At 71.3% G+C, this 17,999-nt stretch carries 8 protein-coding genes; 1 reads left to right on the top strand and 7 read right to left on the bottom strand.

Annotated elements, in window-relative coordinates; all coding sequences use genetic code 11:
• Nucleotides 1-3: 3 nt before the first annotated feature.
• A complete protein-coding gene (locus ACPTTC_RS09380) occupies nucleotides 4-9,687 on the bottom strand; it encodes an amino acid adenylation domain-containing protein (protein WP_423392277.1) in 9,684 nt (3,227 codons plus the stop codon).
• Between the two features lie 272 nt (nucleotides 9,688-9,959).
• Between ACPTTC_RS09380 and ACPTTC_RS09375 the strand changes: the two genes are divergently transcribed.
• A complete protein-coding gene (locus ACPTTC_RS09375) occupies nucleotides 9,960-11,705 on the top strand; it encodes a cyclic peptide export ABC transporter (RefSeq protein WP_423392276.1) in 1,746 nt (581 codons plus the stop codon).
• A gap of 209 nt (nucleotides 11,706-11,914) precedes the next feature.
• Here the strand turns inward: ACPTTC_RS09375 and ACPTTC_RS09370 are convergent, their stop codons facing one another.
• Genes ACPTTC_RS09370 through ACPTTC_RS09345 form a run of 6 tightly spaced genes read right to left on the bottom strand, consistent with a single transcriptional unit; the run spans nucleotide 11,915 to nucleotide 17,976 of the window.
• Entirely contained in the window at nucleotides 11,915-12,952 is a 1,038-nt protein-coding gene (locus ACPTTC_RS09370) for an ABC transporter substrate-binding protein (RefSeq protein ID WP_423392275.1), read from the bottom strand.
• Nucleotides 12,949-13,749 carry a siderophore-iron reductase FhuF gene (gene fhuF / locus ACPTTC_RS09365; protein ID WP_423392274.1) on the bottom strand — a complete coding sequence of 267 codons (801 nt, stop codon included), beginning with the start codon at nucleotides 13,747-13,749 and terminating at the stop codon, nucleotides 12,949-12,951. The genes ACPTTC_RS09370 and fhuF overlap by 4 nt, the downstream gene beginning before the upstream one ends.
• Nucleotides 13,746-15,836 (bottom strand): Fe(3+)-hydroxamate ABC transporter permease FhuB, encoded by a 2,091-nt coding sequence (fhuB, locus tag ACPTTC_RS09360; RefSeq protein ID WP_423392273.1) that lies wholly within the window; start codon nucleotides 15,834-15,836, stop codon nucleotides 13,746-13,748. Before fhuB ends, fhuF begins: the two co-directional genes overlap by 4 nt.
• Nucleotides 15,833-16,681: an ABC transporter ATP-binding protein gene (locus ACPTTC_RS09355; protein ID WP_423392272.1), complete on the bottom strand. Its 849-nt coding sequence runs from the start codon at nucleotides 16,679-16,681 to the stop codon at nucleotides 15,833-15,835. Before ACPTTC_RS09355 ends, fhuB begins: the two co-directional genes overlap by 4 nt.
• Entirely contained in the window at nucleotides 16,681-17,688 is a 1,008-nt protein-coding gene (locus ACPTTC_RS09350) for a TauD/TfdA family dioxygenase (RefSeq protein ID WP_423392271.1), read from the bottom strand. The genes ACPTTC_RS09355 and ACPTTC_RS09350 overlap by 1 nt, the downstream gene beginning before the upstream one ends.
• Before the next feature lie 45 nt (nucleotides 17,689-17,733).
• A complete protein-coding gene (locus tag ACPTTC_RS09345) occupies nucleotides 17,734-17,976 on the bottom strand; it encodes an MbtH family protein (protein WP_175955417.1) in 243 nt (80 codons plus the stop codon).
• Nucleotides 17,977-17,999 lie beyond the last annotated feature (23 nt).

Here is a 17,999-nt window from a genome sequence, read left to right as displayed (position 1 = left end):
TCCTTATTGGGTTTCCAGTTCGCCGAGCAGCGCATCGATCGCGCTCGCCGCGTCGGTTTCGCCGCGCGCCGCGCAGGCCGCGTCGATCGCCTCCGCGCAGCGCGCCAGCGTGCGCATGTCGAACAGCGTGCGCAGCGGCAACGCGAGCCCCCAGTGCAGGTTCGCCTGCGCGTGGGCCTGCGTCGCGAGCAGCGAATGGCCGCCGAGCAGGAAGAAATCGTCGTCGCGGCCGATCGCCTCCACGTGCAGCACGCGTTGCCAGATCCCGGCGAGCGTGCGTTCCGTGTCGGTCGCGAGCGCGACGTCGGCTGCCGCTTCGCGCGCCGGCGCGGGCAGCGCATGGCGGTCGCACTTGCCGTTCGGCGTGACGGGCAACGCGTCGAGTTCGATCAGTCGCGACGGCACCATGTAGGCCGGCAATTGCGCACGAAGCGCGTCGAGCAGCGCCACCTGGTCGAGCGGGCCCGCGTCGCCACGTGCGACATAGCCGATCAGTTGCTCGTCGCGCACGATCACGACGGCGTCGTTCACGCCGGGCGCCGCGCGCAGCAGCGCCTCGATCTCGCCCGGCTCGATCCGCTGGCCGCGCAGCTTGACCTGCGTATCGACGCGGCCGAGGTAGTCAAGCGCACCGTCGGCACGCTGTCGGGCGAGGTCACCGGTGCGGTACATGCGCGCGCCCGGCACGAACGGATCGGGCACGAAACGCTCGGCGGTCAGCGCCGGACGGCCGAGATAGCCGCGCGCGAGGCCCGCGCCCGCGAGATACAGTTCGCCGGTCGCGCCGGCCGGCACCGGCTGCCACGCCGCATCGAGCACGTGCAGTTGCAGGTTCGCGATCGGATGGCCGATCGGCACCGCGGCAGTCTCCGCATCGTCGGGGCCGCAGGTCCAGTGCGACACGTCGATCGCGGCTTCGGTCGGCCCGTACAGGTTCACGAGCGTCGCGTTCGGCAGCAGCCGCGCCATCTTCGCGACGAGTTCAGGCGCGAGCGCCTCGCCGCTTGCAACGATCAGGCGCACGCTGTCGCACTGCGCGGCAGCCGAGAAATCGTCGAGATACGCGGCGAACGCGGCCAGCATCGACGGCACGAAGTGCAGCACCGTCACGCCGTGTGCGTGGATCGCGGCGGCCAGGCGCGCCGGGTCGCGATGGTCGCCGGGCGCGGCGATTGCGAGCTTCGCGCCGATCGCCAGCGGCCACACGAATTCCCACACCGACACGTCGAAGCCGAACGGCGTCTTGTGCAGCACGACGTCGTCGCGTGTCAGCCGGTAAGCGTGCTGCATCCACGCGATCCGGTTCGCGAGCGCGCCGTGCGTGTTGCCGGCGCCCTTCGGCTTGCCGGTCGAGCCGGACGTGTAGATCAGGTACGCAAGCTGCGCGTCGTGGATCGCTGCGGTCGCGCCGGCGGCATCGCTTTCGGTTTCATCGGCGGTTTCGTCGGCGAGCAGGTCGGCAACCGTCAGCAACTGCGTGCCTGCACCGTCACCGAGCGCCGCTTCGACTTGTTCGCGCAGATGAGCCTGGGTAATCGCGACGGCCGGCCGCGCGTCGCGCAGCAGGTACGCGATGCGCTCGGCCGGATAGTCGGGATCGACCGGCAAGTAGGCGGCGCCGGCCTTCAGCACGCCAACCAGCGCCATCACCATGTCGAACGAACGCTCGACGCACAGGGCGACCGGCGTGTCGGGCTGCACGCCGCGCCGGCGCAATGCGGCCGCGATGCGCGACGTGCTGGCGTCGAGTTCGCGATAGGTCGCGCGATGCACACCGCCGTGAACGTCCGCGTATTCGAGCGCGATCGCGTCGGGCGTCGCCCGCGCCGCATCGGCGAATTGCAGATGCAGCGGCTGGCGTTGCGCGTCCGGCCAGGTGTGCGCTGTGTTGCGCGCACGGACCAGCGCGTCGCGAGTCACGTCGTCGGCGATCGACAGCGTGCCGAGCAGCGCATCCGGCGTGCGGGCCAGCGCATCGAGCGCGCATGCAAACGCGCGGTGCCAGGTTTCAACCTGCCGCGCATCGACGCGCGCGGTGTCGTAGCCGTAGTCGATCGTCAGCTCGGCGCCGCTCTCGATCACGAGCGTCAGGGCGAAATCGGTGGCTTCGATGCTGCGCACGCCGCTCAACGCCAGCGCACGCGGATCGGCGTCGCGCGCCGTGTCGTCCACCGGGTAGTTCTCGAACACGACCAGCGTGTCGAACAGGGCACCGCCCGCGCCGCGCGCCCAGCGCTGGATGTCGGCGAGCGGCGTGTGCGCGTGCTCGGCGGCAGCCGCGTTCTCGCGTTGCAGCGTTTGCAGCCAGTCGGCCGCGCGTTGTTGCGGCGCCGGCGCGGTGATCACCGGCAGCGTGTTGATGAACAGGCCGAGCACCGAATCGACGTCCGCGAGTGCATCGGGGCGGCCCGCGACGGTCGCGCCGAACGCGACGGCCGGCTGGTGCGTCATCCGCTGCAGGGCGAGCGCCCAGGCGCCCTGCACCAGCGTGTTGACGGTCAGCTTCAACGCGCGTGCGGTTTGCGCGACACGCGTCATCACGCCGGCGTCGAGCGTTGCGCGCCACGTGAGCATTTCGGCATCCGCACGGTCGGCCGTGCGTGCCGCGATCAGCGTCGGTGCGTCGAGTCGTGCGAGGCGTTCCGTCCAGAAGCGCTCGTCGGCGTCGCGGTCGCGCGTGCCGAGCCAGGCGATGAAGTCGCGATAACGCAGCGCCGGGCGGCTTGCGAACGGCGACACGGCATCCGGATCGCGATAGTCGCGCAGCACGTCGGCGAGCAGGCGCGCCGTGCTCCAGCCGTCGAGCAGCACGTGATGACGCGTCCACACGACGCGCCATGCGTCATCGGTCACGCGGATCAGCGTGAGGCGCATCAGCGGCGGCTCGCGCCAGTCGAAACCGCGGGCGCGATCGGCCGCGAGCCAGGCGTCGAAATCGGCCTCGAGCGTGTCGCCGCGGGTGCGCCAGTCGAGCCGTTCGACCGGCATCCGCGCATGGCGATGCACGCACTGCAGCGGCGCGGCTTCGTCCGGCATCACGCTCGTGCGCAGGATGTCGTGGCGGGCGATCGACGCGTCGAATGCGGCCGCGAGCCGGTCGGCGTCAAGTGCGATCGCGGTCGCGACGAGCTGGTTCACATAGCTGGCGTGACCGGGCGCGAACAGCGCATGGAACAGGATGCCCTGCTGCATCGGCGACAACGGATACACGTCGTCGATCGTGCGCCAGTCGAGCGGCGCGCGCTCGATCGCGGCCTGCGTGAGACCGGCGGACTGCGCGAGCGGGAAATCGCCCGGCGTCGCGCCGCCGCCGCGATGCGCCACGCGCGATGCGCACGTGTCGACGAGTTCGCGCAGCGCCGCCGCGAAGCGTTCGGCGAATGCGTCGATCGTCGCGCGTTCGAATTGCGGTGCGCCGTAGACCCAGTGCACTTTCAGCGTGCGCGCGCCGTCACGATCCGTATCGAGGTACGCATGGATCGCGAGCGTATTGCCGAGCGGCCCCTGTGGATCGCGCTCGACGCCTGCGCCGCCGAAGCGCGGCACGAGCGCGGCATCGCGCGGCGCGTCGAACTGGCCGAGATAGTTGAACGTGACGCGCGGGCGCGGCACGGCGGCCAGCGCCGCACGCGTCGCCGCATCGCCGTAGTGCGCGAGCACGCCGAAGCCGAGACCCTTGTGCGGCACCGCGCGCAGCACGTCCTTGACCGCGCACAGCGTGTCGCGCGCCGTGGCCGCGACCGGCAGCGTCACCGGGTAATGGCTCGTCAGCCAGCCGATCGTGCGGCTGGCGTCCGCGTCGTCGAACAGTGCCTCGCGGCCATGCCCTTCCAGTTCGACACGGCACGACGCGGTGCCGCTCACGCCGGCCAGCGCCAGTGCGAGCGCCGCGCCCAGCAGGTCGATCGTCTGCGTGCGATAGGCCGCATGCGCATCGGTCAGCGCCGCGCGAGTCAATGCCGCGTCGATCGTCTGCACGACGACGGCCGCATCGGCGTTCGTTGCCGCCGCGTCGGGATGATCGGGCACGATGTCGTCGCCCTGCGCCATGCCGGCCCAGTACGCGGCCTCGGCCGCGAACGGCGAGCCCGGTTCCGTTGCCGCACGTGCGAGCCGAGCCGCCCATGCATCCGCACGCAGGCCCGGCTGCGACAGCTTGACCGGCGCGCGTTCGCAAGCGGCGCGGTACGCCGTGTCGAGGTCGTCGAGCAGGATGCGCCACGACACGCCATCGACGATCGCATGGTGAATCGCGAGATGGAGCTGCGTCGAGCCGTCCGGCAAGCGCGCCGCGCAGGCGCAGGCAAGCGGCCCGCGGCCGAGGTCGAGACGACGCTGCAGCGCGTCGAAGCGCGCAAGCGCGTCGGCTTCGTCGCGGGCGGAGACGTCGGCGAACGGCAGCGCGTCGTACGGCTTCGCCGCCTCGCTGGCGTGCCACGTACCGTCGGCGCGACCCGCGAAACGCTGGCGGAATGCGTCGTGATGCGTCAGCAACGATGCGAAGGCGCGCGCGAAGGCGTCGGCGTCGAACGGCCCGCGCACATCGAACGCAACCGACTGGTTCCAGTGGCCCGGATGCGGGATATCGAGCGCGAAGAAGCGCTGCTGCGCGGGCGTCAGGACCTGCGCAGCCGCCGCCACGCCAGCCGCGGCCGCAGGTTGCGCGGCGGCAGCGGCAGCGGCAGCCACGTCCTCCGTCTTCGCAATGCGTGCGAGTTCGGCGACCGTCGGGCCGTCGAACAGCTGCTTCGGCGTGAATCGCACGCCGCGCTTGCGCGCACGAGCGATCACCTGCAGCACGAGAATCGAATCGCCGCCGAGCGCGAAGAAGTTGTCGTCGCGGCCGACCTTCGGCGCCTTCAGCACGGCCTGCCAGACTTCGGCGAGCACCGTTTCGACCGCGCCCTGCGGGGCATCGCCGGATGCCGTCGCGACCGGCGTGGCCGCCCGTTCACGCAACGCGGCACGATCGATCTTGCCGTTCGCGGTGACCGGCAGGCGCGCGAGCGCGACGAACTGCGCGGGCACCATATAGTCGGGCAGCTTCGCGGCAAGCGCTTCGCGCAACGCAGCCTCGTCGAAGTTCGCACCGTCGCGCATCACGACGAACGTCGCGAGCCGCATGCGGCCGTCGTGTTCGATCGCGAGGGTTTCGGCCTGTGCGACCTGGCCGGCTGCGCGCACGGCCGCGCTCACCTCGCCCGGTTCGACGCGATAGCCGCGAATCTTCACCTGATCGTCGATACGGCCGAGGAACGCAAGGCGGCCGTCCGCGCGCAGGCGCACGCGGTCGCCGGTGCGATACAGCCGCGCGCCGGGCGTGAACGGATCGGGTACGAAGCGCTCGGCGGTCTGCGCCGACCGCCCGAGGTAGCCGCGCGCGACGCCCGGCCCGCCCAGATACAGTTCGCCCGTCGCGCCGGCCGGTACGCACGCGCCGAATGCGTCGAGCACCAGCGCACGCGCATTCGGCAGCGGCAGGCCGAGCGGCACGCCGCTCGCGGGATCGCGCGCATCGGCGGCAATCGACGCCGTGTCGCAGGCAATCGCTCCGACCGTCGCTTCGGTCGGCCCGTAGTGGTTGATCACGCGGCAGGCTGGCGCAAGCGCGGCCAGGCGCGCGACGAGCGCCCACGTGAGCGTTTCACCGCCGGTCACGAGCGCGTGGCGCGGCAGTACGTCCGCCGGCACGCGCGCATCGAGCAGCGCCTGCAGGTGGCTCGGCACGATCTTCAGCACGCCGACGTCGCGGCGGCGCATTTCATCGGCGAACAGGTCGGGATCGAACGCGCACGCGGCCGGCAGCAAGTGCAGCGTGCGGCCCGCGCACAGCGCGCCGAACAGTGTCGTGTGGCCGAGATCGGCCGCGACGGTCGACACCATCGCGAACGACGCGTCCGGTGCGAACGCGAGTTCGTCGAGCATCCCCTGCACGTAGTCGGCGAGTGCGCCGTGCGACACGACGACGCCCTTCGGCGTGCCGGTCGAGCCCGACGTATAGACCAGGTACGCACCCTGTTCCGGATGCGGGGCGAGGCGCACGCCGGCGGCATGCGCGAGCGTGGCGTCCTGCGCGAGCGTGTCGACGTCGAGCGGCTGTGCGTCGATGCCGGCCGGCCACGCGGCCGGCTCGGCGACGAGCGCCCAGCGCGCGCCGCAGTCGGCCGCCGCCGCGGCCAGTCGCGCGGCGGGCTGGGCGGGATCGAGCAACACCGCAAGTGCACCGGCCTTCAGCGCGCCGAGCAAGCCGACGACGAAGCGCGCCGACCGTTCGATGCAGACGATGACGGACGCTTCGGCGGCCACGCCGCGCTGGGTCAGCGCGCGTGCGATGCGGTTCGATGCGTCGTCGAGTTCGGCGAACGTCAGCGACGCCGACGCGTCGGCGAGCGCGACGCGATGCGGATACGCGGCCGCCTGCCGCGCGAACGCGGCGACGATGTCCGCATGTTCGACGCGCAGCGCACGGCCGTCGCGCGGCTGGCGCGAAGCCGCCGATGCATCACACGGCAGGACGGCCGTCGTTTGGTGCGGATCGCGCGCGGCCGCACCCACGAGCGCCGCATAGCTGTCGAGCCATGCGCGCGCGGTGTCGCCGTCGATGCAGTCGGTCGCATAGGCCGCGACCAGTTCGATGCCATTAGCATCGTCGGTGAAATCCACGGCGAAGTCGAAGCGTGCGGCGAGGTCAGGCCCCGGTGTCGCGACGGCCGTCGCGCCCGGCAGCACGCTGTCGTGCCGCGCGTCGAACTGCTGCGCGAATTTCACGCGCAGCCATTCGTCGCCGCGCTTGACCGGCGGCTTCACCGCATCGACGACGCGCTCGAACGGCACGTCCTGGTGCGCGACCGCGTCGAGCGCCGCCGTGCGCGTCGCATCGACGAGCGTGCGGAACGACAGCGTCGGCGCCACGCGTACGCGCAGCGCGACCGTATTCAGGAACAGGCCGAGCAGCGCGCGCGTTTCCGGGCGCTGGCGATGCGCGACCGGCACCGCGACGACGACATCCGTTGCGCCGGTCAGGCGCGACAGCCACGCGTCGAGCGCGGCCAGCAGCACCGTGAAGGGGGTGGCCTGCGCGTCGCGCGCGAGTTGCCGCACGTCGGCCGCGACCGCGTCGGGCAGCCGCACCGACACGCGTGCGCCTTGCAGCGTGCGTACCGCCCCCGGCTGACGATCGACCGGCAGCGCGAGCGGGCCCGGCACGTCGCGCAACGCGCCGCGCCAGTAGTCGAGCTGACGTCCCCCCTCGCCGCCGGCCAGCATGTCGCGTTGCCAGTCCGCATAGTCGGCGTACTGGATCGGCAGTTCGGGCAGCGACGGTTCGCGGCCTTCGGCGTACGCACGATAGGCGGCCGACAGTTCGTCAAACGCGCAGCGCGAGCTCCAGCCGTCGGTGATCGCGTGATGGCCGGTCAGCAACAGGCGGTGACGGTCGTCGGCGAGTGCGACCAGCGTCGCGCGCAGCAGCGGGCCGCGTGCGAGGTCGAACGGTTCGGCCGCATCGCGCTCGGCGAGCCGCGCGGCTTGCGCGTCGCGTGCGGCGGGCGGCTGGTCGCGCAGGTCGACGTCGACGATCGGCACGTGCAGATGCGCATGAATCCGCTGCATCACGACGCCGTCGTCGTTGTCGACGAGCGTCGTGCGCCAGGCTTCGTGGCGCTCGATCACGTGATCGAGCGCGCGCTGCAACGCAGTGCGATCGAGCATGCCGTCGATCGTCCAGTGCGCGGCGATGTGATACGCGGCGCTCGCGTCACGTGTTTGTGCGAGCACCCAGAAACGTTGCTGCGCAAGCGATGCGGCACGGTCGACGTGCGGCGCGTCCGATTCGGCCGCTTCGGCCGGCGCGCGGCGCGCGGAAATGGTGGCCAGCGGTTCGCCGGTTTCGCGTTCCGCGCGATCGACCGCTTCGGCCAGTTCGAAGAGCGCCGGATCGGCGAACAGCGTATCGAGCCGCAGGTTCACGCGTACTGCCGCGCGGATCGCCGCCTGCAACTGCATCGCGGCGAGCGAATCGGCGCCCAGCGCGAAGAACCGGTCGTCACGCGACGGCGTGACGTCAAGGGCGAGCAGCGTCTGCCAGAGGTCGGCGAGCTGCCGTTCGGTCGGCGTGCGTGGCGTGTCGCCGCTGCCTGGTGCGGTGTCGCGCGCGGCGGCAATCTTCTCGCGCAGCGCGGTGCGGTCGATCTTGCCGTTCAGCGTATACGGCAGCGCATCGCAACGCACGAACCGGTGCGGCTGCCAGGCGGCCGGCAGTTGCGCGGCCACGTGTGCTTTCAGCGCCGCATCGTCGGCCGCCGCGCGCAACGCGACGCACGCGATCAGCCGCGTCGGCCCGTTGCCGGTTTCGGCGACCACGGCCGCGTCGGCCACGGTCGGATGCGAGCGCAGGCACGCGGCGATTTCAGCGGGCTCCACACGCACGCCGCGCACCTGGACCTGATCGTCGAGGCGGCCGAGATAGTCGAATGCGCCGTCTTCGCGCAGTCGTGCGAGATCGCCGGTGCGGTACACGCGCGCACCGGGTTCGCCGTCGGCATCGGGAATGAAACGTTCGGCCGTCAGCGCCGGACGGCCGTGATAGCCGCGCGCGACGCACACGCCGCCCAGCAGCAGTTCGCCCACGCCGTCGCCTTCGCCGCCGTCGATACGCACGACGCGCGGCCCGATCGCGCGGCCGATCGGCAACGACGCATACGCGTCGGTGGCGGCCAGCGCGGGCGTCTCGCCCGGCTCGACCGGCCACAGCATCGGCGAAATGACGGCCTCCGTCGGCCCGTAGCCGTTGATCAGGCGTACCGACGGGAACGTGCTGCGGACGAATTCGAATGCCTGCTGCGGCAGCGCTTCGCCACCGAACGCGAGCACGCGCAGTGCCGGCGGCACGCCGTCGCGCGCGGCCACCGCCGCGAATTCACGCAGGTACGCAGGCGGGAACGCGGCGACGTTGACCGATTCGTTCACCATCAACGCATGCGCGGCATCCGGCGCGAACGGCTGCGGCGGCGCCACGACGATGCTGGCGCCGGTCGCGAGCGGCGCCAGCCAGCATTCGTGCGCGGCGTCGAAATTGACCGATGCGAAATGCATCAGGCGGTCGCCGGCCTCGATCGGCAGCGCGGCCGCGAGCGCGTCGCAGTGCGCGGCGAGCGGCCCGTGTTCGACGACGACCGCCTTCGGCGTGCCGGTCGAACCCGACGTATAAATCATGTAGGCGGCCGAACGCGGGTGGACAGGCACGGCTTCGTCATCGGCGTAAATGTCTCGCCCGTCCGCCGCTTCCGCTGCCACTGCCGCGTCAACCTCGTGTTCGAACGGCGTACCGAGCGCCGCACGGCCAGCGGCATCGACGATCCCGTGCCGCAACTGCGCATCCTGGACGATCCAGTCGAGGCGCGCGGCCGGATGACGCGGGTCGAGCGGCACGAACACACCGCCCGCCTTCAGCACGGCCAGCAGCGCGACGAACAATTCGCACGAACGCTCGACGCACACGCCCACCCGCACTTCCGCGCCGACGCCGGCCGCGCGAAGTTGACGGGCCAGCCGCGATGCCCGCGCGTCGAGCGCGCCGCGCGACAGGCGCAAGTCATTCTGGAAAGGAATCGCGATGGCGGGTGCGGCGGGCGCGAGGCGCGCCAGTTCGCGGATTCGGTGATGCAGCGCAGTCGGGAAACTCGTCATGTGCGTGAAGTCCTTCGGTCCGGCCGCTTCGGCCAAGTCTCGGGGCCGCTTGGGGCGGCTTCACTGGTGTGACGAACGGCGCGGCCGATTTTTTACCGTTTTGTGCGCAAAGTCCGTGCGAAGGCTTTTTTTGTACACGCCGCTAAATATTTGCGCGGCCCGTTCGTCTATCAGGGAGGAACGCCGGAACGGGGCCCCGCCTCGCCGGCCGCTTTCACGTCCGTTTTGCCGTTTCCGCGTTTTCGCTTGCCTTCCCTTTACCGACGTTGCCGATGACTGCCGCCCACGAGCCTTCTTCCCCGCCGCCCCTCGACGCTTCCCCCGGCCGCCCCGCGGCGCGCCTGATCCTTGCGCTGTTGCGCGAAAGCCGTGCGTCGCTCGCGCTGGCGCTCACCGCGTGCGTGCTGAACGGCGTCGCGAGCGTGCTGCTCGTCGCGACGCTGAACCGCGCGCTCTCGCAGCCGGGCGCGGCCGACGCGTCGCTCGCGTGGCGCTTCGCGCTGTGCGCGGTGATCGCGCTCGTCACGCGAATCGTGTCGGGCACGCTGTTTGCCCGCCTGTCGCAGGACACGATGGCGCGGCTGCGCGTGCATCTCGCGCGGCGCGTCGGCGCGGCCGAGCTGCGCGACATCGAGCGGATCGGCGCGGCGCCGGTGCAGTCGGTGCTGACCGACGACGCCACCAACGTGTCGATGCTGTTCTTCGCGCTGCCGAACCTGGTCATGCACGGCTCGATCGTGTTCGGCTGCCTCGGCTATCTCGCGTGGCTGTCGTGGCCCGTGTGCCTGCTGGCGCTGGCCGCGATCGTTGCCGGCTCGCTCGGCTATCACACCGGCGATCGCCGCGCGATCGCGTCGCTCGAGGCGGCCGGCCAGGCGCAGGACCGCCTGTTCGGCTATCTCGGCTCGCTGTTTTCCGGCGCGAAGGAACTGAAGCTGCACGACGAACGCGCACGCCAGTTCGTCGACGGCCAGCTCGGCGCCGCGATCGGCGAAGTACGCGATCACCGCCGCCGCGCGTTCAGCGCATATGCGGTCGGTGTCGGCTGGATCATCTTCCTGTTCTATGTGTTCCTCGGCATCGCGTCGTTCTGGCCGCAACTCGGCGTGCATGCCGATCCGGCCGCGGCCGCCGGCTACGTGGTCGTGTTCCTGTTCATGCTCGTGCCGCTCGATGGACTCCTGAACAACCTGCCGACCGTCAACGCGGCCCGCGTGTCGCTCACGCGGATCGAAGGCGTGATGGCCGAATTCGGCGCGCTGCGCACGGTGCCGCCCGCGTCCGATGCACCCGACGTGCCGCCGGCCGGCTCCGTGACGCTGCGCGGCGTCACGCATGCGTACTTCCACGAGCGCGACGAACGGATGTTCAGCATCGGGCCGATCAACCTGACGATCCAGCCGGGCGAGCTTGTGTTCATCGTCGGCGGCAACGGCAGCGGCAAGACGACGCTCGCGAAGGTGCTGACGGGGCTCTACGAGCCGGAAGAAGGCACGATCGAGGTCGACGGCCGCGCGATCGGCTGGCGCGAGCGCGCCGCGTACCGGCAACGCTTCAGCGCGGTGTTCAACGATTTCCACCTGTTCGATGCGCTGCTCGGCATCGTCGATCCCGACGATCCGTCCCGTGCGCAGGCCGACGCACGCGCGAACGCGCTCGTCGCGAAACTCGCGCTCGACCACAAGGTGAAGGTGGTCGACGGCGCGTTCTCGACCCGCGCGCTGTCGACCGGGCAGCGCAAGCGGCTCGCGCTCGTCGTCGCGTACCTGGAGGACCGGCCGTTCTACCTGTTCGACGAATGGGCAGCCGACCAGGACCCGTCGTTCAAGGCCGTGTTCTACGAGCAACTGCTGCCCGAGCTGCGCGCGCGCGGCAAGGCCGTGATCGTGATCACGCACGACGACCGCTACTTCGATCTCGCCGACCGCCTGCTGAAGCTCGACAATGGGCGCATCGTCAGCGACACGACGCCGGCGCGCTCGCGCGCGCAGGATGGCGTCGATGCGCTGAGCGCGTAACACCGCAGTCGATCAAAAAAATCGCCGACGCGTTGCAATGGCAGTGCGTCGGCGATTTGCGTTTCAGAAGGACAGGTTCCGGGTGGGCAGCGCGATCGTGGAAAAGCCCGGGCGGTTCACCGCGAATCAGGCCGACCGCAACGCCCTGCCCGTCGAAGCCGAAGCCGAAGCCGCATCATCCGCCGATCGAGCGCCGCGCACGCACGCGCTCAACGCACGGCCGGCAGCTTCAGCATCGTATCGGTCATCACGTCGGCCAGCTTCAGCGCCGACATCGGCCCGCCGAAGCCCCAGATATTGCGTTCGACGAGCGCGATCCGGTGCGCCTTCATCGCGGGCACGAAGCGCCACACCGGCGAATCGAGTTTCGCGGACAGCGGCACCTCCATCCCCGAGGCGGTCACGAACAGCACGGCCAGCTCACGCTGCCTGAGCAAATCGGCCGACGTCACGTACAGCGTGCCTTCCCGCGTCGGCTTGTTCGGCCACGGATCGAGACCGAGCACCCTCGCGAGGCCCGCCGACGTGCTGTTGCCCGTATAGGCCCAGTAGCGGTCGGGCAAGCCGAGATCCTGCAGCAGCGCGACGCGCTCGCCCGTTCTGCCCGCGGCCGCGAGCCGCGCCGCATTGCGCGCGATGCCTGCATCGAGCTGCGCGTCGATCGCCTGCGCGCGCGCGTCGCGCCCCGTCACCGCACCGATCGTCCGGAAGATCCGCCGCATCCAGTCGAGCTGCGTGACCGGTACGCCGCCATCGGACACGTTCGGGCTGAACTGGAACAGGATCGTCGGTGCGATCCGGTCGAGCGCGTCGAAGATCGGCGCATGCCGGAAGCCGACGCCGATGATCAGGTCGGGCTTGACCGCCGCGATCGCCTCGAGGCCCGGCTCCTGGCGCGAACCGATATCGGTCACGTGCGCGAGCCGGTCGCTTTGATAGCCGAGCCAGCCCGGATAGAACGCGGTATCGGCCATTCCGACCGGCACGATGTCGAGCGCGATCACGCTTTCCGCGAACATGAAGTCGAGCGCGACCACGCGCTGCGGGCGCACCGGCATCGTCGCGCTCGCCTGGGACACGACGGGATTGCCGGCCAGCGACACCGCGCCCGGCGCGCGCACGCCCTGCGCGCGATGGGCGTCGAGGGTCGCGGCAACGGCGCTGGACCGTGCGCCAAGCGCGCCGCAGCATGCGGCGCCGAGCGCCGCGAGTGCGCCGAGCGCGTGCCGGCGGCCGGCATCCGTCACCGGATCGCGTCCTGCCCGGCCAGCGCCGCGTCGTCCATCGTCAGTAGCAGGGGGCAGCTTCCACACAGTTGCGTTTCTCCAGGAATTTCATAGCGCAGGCAGCACACGCGGCGCGTGCGAAACGGCGTCGGCAGCAGCGCCGAGCGCGGCACGGCATCGCGCACCGGCACGCGCAGCGGATTCGGTTCGCCATGCATGCAGCTCGAACCGAACAGCCAGTCCGCATCCCGGACGGGATCGGCCGCGCATGGCAGCGAACGATACGTATCGAGCAGGTAGTCGAGCAGGTTGCCTGCGTTGCTCCACAGCACGCGCGGCGTGACGCGGCCCATCGCCGCGAGCGCGTCGATCACGGCGCCAAGATGCGAGACGAGCCCCGCATAGCGTGGCGCCGGGGCGTCGCACGGTTCGCCGAGCGCATCGCGCGGGAAGTACAGCGCGGCGGGCATCCCGCCGTCGAGCGCGACGAACGTGCGCTCGGGCGTCATGTCGAGCGGGCGGCCGAGCGTCAGCGCGGCGACGACGCCGGCCGGCGCCGCGCGGCCGAAATAGTATTTGCTCCATTGCGACATCAGCGCGCGCGCATGCCGCGCCGGATCGCCGCCGTAATGGCCGACCATCGCGTCGAGCACGATGTCGCGGTGCGCGGGCAACGCGCTGACCGGCACGACGATGCGGCCCGGCGCGCGCGCGTCGTCGGGCATGCCGAGCCAGACGACGTCGAGGTGTTCGGCGAACGGTTCGGGCGCGAACGTCGAAAAACGCGTGGCAGGCGCGCCGTCGAGCGCGGGCGTCATCGCCCTGCGCGCCGGGCGCGGCGCCCCTCGAGGATCAGCAACCCGAGCAGGTACGGTGCGCCGATCAACGCGGTCAGCACGCCGGCCGGCACTTCGCGCGGCGCGACGACCGTACGCGCCGCGAGATCCGCCACCCCGAGGATCAGCGCGCCGCACGCGGCCGCGAGCCACAGCCGCGTACGGTGCCGGCGCGCGCCGAGCATCGTCGCGACGTGCGGCGCCATCAACCCGATGAAGCCGACCGGCCCGACCGCCGCGACGGCCGCGCACGCGGCGAGCGTCGCGATCGTCAGCGCGAGCGGCCGCAGCACGGCCACCGGCAGGCCGAGCGCGGCCGCCTGATCGTCGCCGAGTGCGAGCATGTCGAGCGGTTTCGCGAGCCACGCAAACACCGGCACGGCGAGCACGCACCACGGCAGCAGCATCGACACCTCGCCCCAGCTCCGGCCATAAGTCCCGCCGACGAGCCACACGACGAAACGCGCGGGCTGCACGCTTTCCTGCGTGATCAGCCATTGCGCGAGCGTGGTCCACAATGCGCCGATCACGATGCCCGTCAGCGCCACCGCGAGCGGCGCGTAGCGATGCCGGTGATTCAGCGCGAGCGTGATCGCGAGCGACAGTCCGCCGCCGATCAGCGCGGCAGCCGCGAGCGTCAGGTGGCCCATCAGCGGCCACGTCGACAACGCGAACAGCGTGACCAGCCCCGCGCCCTGCGTGACGCCGAGCACTTCAGGGCCCGCGAGCGGATTGCGCACGACGCTTTGCATGGCGACGCCGCTCACCGCCAGCAGCGCGCCGGCCAGAAGCGCGCACAGCAGGCGCGGCATGCGCAGGTCGATCAGCATCCGCGCGAGCGCATCGTGACCGGACAGCGCATCGGACCAGCGCCCGATCGACAGCCATTCAGGGCCGGCCGATACGCCCACCAACACGATCAGCACGCCTGCCGCGACGAACAGCGCGGTGCGCAGCGGCCAGCCGAGCCGTTCGAGCCAGCCCACGAGCCGCGTCGCGCCGCCGCCTGCCGCGCGTTCGGCATCCGCATGCAGCACGCCGGACCACGCGGCGCCGCGCCGGATCATCGCGAGCATCAGCGGCGTGCCAACGAGCGCGATCGCGACGCCGGTCGACAGCGTCGCATCGAGGCCCGACGCGAGCACCGCGCTGTCGGTGACGAGCACGAGCGCGCCGCCCGCGAGCGCCGACAGCGGCACCAGCACGCCGAGCCGCGCCGCGCGCGCGCCGCGCACCTGGCGCAGCAGGTTCGGCGCGACGAGGCCGACATACGACAGCGGGCCCGCGATACTGACCGCCACGCTCGTGAACGCGACCGCAACGATCGTCGCGGCGAGCCGCGTCGCATCGACGCGCACGCCGGCCGCGGCCGCCGCATCGTCGCCGAGCGTGAGCGGATTCAGCGGCCGGATCACGAACGGCAACGCGATGAGCGGCACGACGAGCCAGCGCGCGGCGAGCCCGAGGCCCGTCGCGCCCGGCTGGTAGAGGCTGCCGTTGGTCCACAGCGCGGCGCCCGCGATGTTCTGCTCGAAGAAGGCGAGCACGAGCGTCGACAGCGCCGCGAACAGCAGCATGCACACGCTGCCCGCGAGCACGAGCCGCAACGGCGTCGCGCGCCAGCCGCCGGCCGCGGCGATCGCGCAGGCGGCCGCGGCCAGCCCGCAGACGAACAGCAGCGGCACCGACGCGACACCGGCCAGCGCCGGCACCAGCATCGCCGCGAGCAGGCCGAGCTGGGCGCCGCCCGTCACGCCGAGCAGGTCGGGCGACGCGAGCGGATTGCGCGTGAGCGACTGGAACAGCGCGCCCGCGATGCCGAGGCAGCCGCCCGCGACGAGCGCGGCCGCGACGCGTGGCAGGTTGAGGTCGAACAGGAACACGTGCGCGAGCGTAGCAGCATCACTGCCGGGCACGGCGTCCCGCCACACGCGCAGATCGGGGGCGACGCGCAGCGCCGCGACCAGCGCGATCAACGTGACGAGGCCGAACGCGATCGCGCCTGCCCGGCCCGCAGCCGCGCCCTTCCCCGCCGCCGCGAGGCGCTTGCGCATCGCGAACGTCGTCATACGGCGAGATCCCGGTCGAGGACGCCGGCCGCCTGCGGCGCGCCGTCGGTGGACGGCCCGTAGGCCGGCACGCACATCGGGGCGCCCGTGCGCGGATGCGCGAGCTTCAGCATCTCGACGCCGAACGCCGCACGCAGCCGCGCCGGATCGAGCATCGCGTCGGGCGTGCCCTGCGCGACGAGGCGGCCCGCGCGCATCAGCACGATCTCGTCGCTGTACGCGGCCGCCTGGTTCAGGTCGTGCAGCACCCACACGATCGTCAGCCCGCGCGTGCGGTTCAGCGTGCGCAGCGCATCGAGGATGTCGAGCTGGTGATGGATGTCGAGGTAGGTCGTCGGTTCGTCGAGCAGCACGATCGGCGCCTGCTGCGCGAGCGCCATCGCGATCCACGCGCGCTGGCGTTCGCCGCCGGACAGCGCACCGACGTCGCGGTTCGCGTCGTCGGCGAGGCCGCTCGTCTCGAGCGCCTCGTCGATCGCCGCATGGTCGGCGCGCGACAGCCCGCGCAGGAAGCCGCCGTACGCATAGCGCCCGTACGCGACGAGCTCGCGCACCGTGAGGCCCGACGGAATCTGGTTGAACTGCGCGAGCATCGTCAGCTCGCGCGCGAGCGCGCGACGGCGAAACGACGCAAGCGGCCGGCCGTTGACTTCGACATGGCCGGCACGGGCGGGCTGCAGGCCCGCGAGCGTGCGCAGCAGCGTGCTCTTGCCGCAGCCGTTCGGTCCGCACAGCGCGGTGACGCGGCCGGCCGCGATCGACAGGTCCAGCCCGTCGATCACGACATGGTCGCGATACCCTACCGACAGCCCGCGCGCGGCAAGCGCGGCGGTACTACACGTCATCAATCCTCCGTTCGGTCGCGCGGGACCGTATGACTCTGCGCCATCGCGACGACGACCTTGCGCGGCCCCTCGAACGGGTCGCGCGCATGCGCGGTCAGCATGTTGTCGAGCATCAGCACGTCACCCGTGCGCCACGGGAACACGATGCGCTGCTGGTCGAGCACGCCGCGGATCTGAGCGAGCGCATCGGCCTCGAGCGGTTCGCCATCGCCGTAATACACGTTGCGCGGCACGTTCTCGAGCCCGACCGCGTCGACGAGCGCTTCCTGCATGTCGTCGTCGAGCGCCGACAGGTGAAACAGGTTCGCCTGGTTGAACCAGACGCGCTCGCCCGTGCGCGGATGGCGCGCAACGGCCTGGCAACGTTCGCGGGTGCGCAGCAGCAGTTCGCCGTCGTCGTCCGTGCGCCACGTGCATTCGATGCCGCGCGCCGCGCACATCCGTTCGACCTCGGCCGGCTCGTCGGTGCCGAACGACTGCTGCCACGGCAGGTCGAGCCCCTGCCCGAAATTGCGCACGTACAGCAGCTCGCGCTTCTCGAAGCGCGCAACCAGCGCCGGATCGAGCGCGCGGTATACCGCGCGGCTGTCCGCGATCGGCGTCGCACCGCCCTTCGGGGCCGCGAGCGCGCAGTGGAACCAGATCCGCAGCGGCCATTCACGCGTGTACGACTGCTCGTTGTGCAGCGGAATCGCGCGGTGCGGCGGATATTCGGTCGACGTGTAGACCGCGCCCTCGACCTGGCTGCGCGGCGTCGACGCGTATTCATAGCCGATCAGCGGATCGCCGAACGACGCCGCGAACTGCTGGAACGCGTCGATCGACGGCACGTGAAAGCCCGTGAACAGCACACCGCCCGCCCGTTCGAGCGTGTCGGCCGCGATCTCGCGCGCGAGCGGCGCGACGTCGTCGATCGACATCCCGTCGCTGCCGCGCGGCGACACGACGGTGGGCAGCCCCGGCTCGATACGCAGGTCGTCGAGCGTCGGCAACGAAAGCAGGGTCATGCAACGTCCTCTTCAGGTGGCGCGCCGGAAACCCGGCGCAGCGGGTCACGATGCGCGGGTCGCGCGCTCGCCGTCCATCGCGCGGCGCAGGCTCGCGGGGCGCATGTCGGTCCAGACGGTCTCGATGTGCGCGAGACAGTCGGCTTTCGGGCCGCTCACGCCGATCTCGCGCCAGCCGGCCGGCACGGGCCGGAACGTCGGCCAGATCGAATACTGTTCTTCGTCGTTGATGACGACCGTATAGACGAGGTCGTCGGTGTCGGCGGAAGGCGTCGTGGCTTGCGTCATGATCGGAAATCGCTGAGGCGGTT

The organism is Burkholderia mycopellens (genome assembly GCF_964265025.1).
Lineage (GTDB): Bacteria > Pseudomonadota > Gammaproteobacteria > Burkholderiales > Burkholderiaceae > Burkholderia.
The sequence above is the reverse complement of the archived record's forward strand: the minus strand, read 5'-3'. Positions and strand labels throughout refer to the sequence as shown.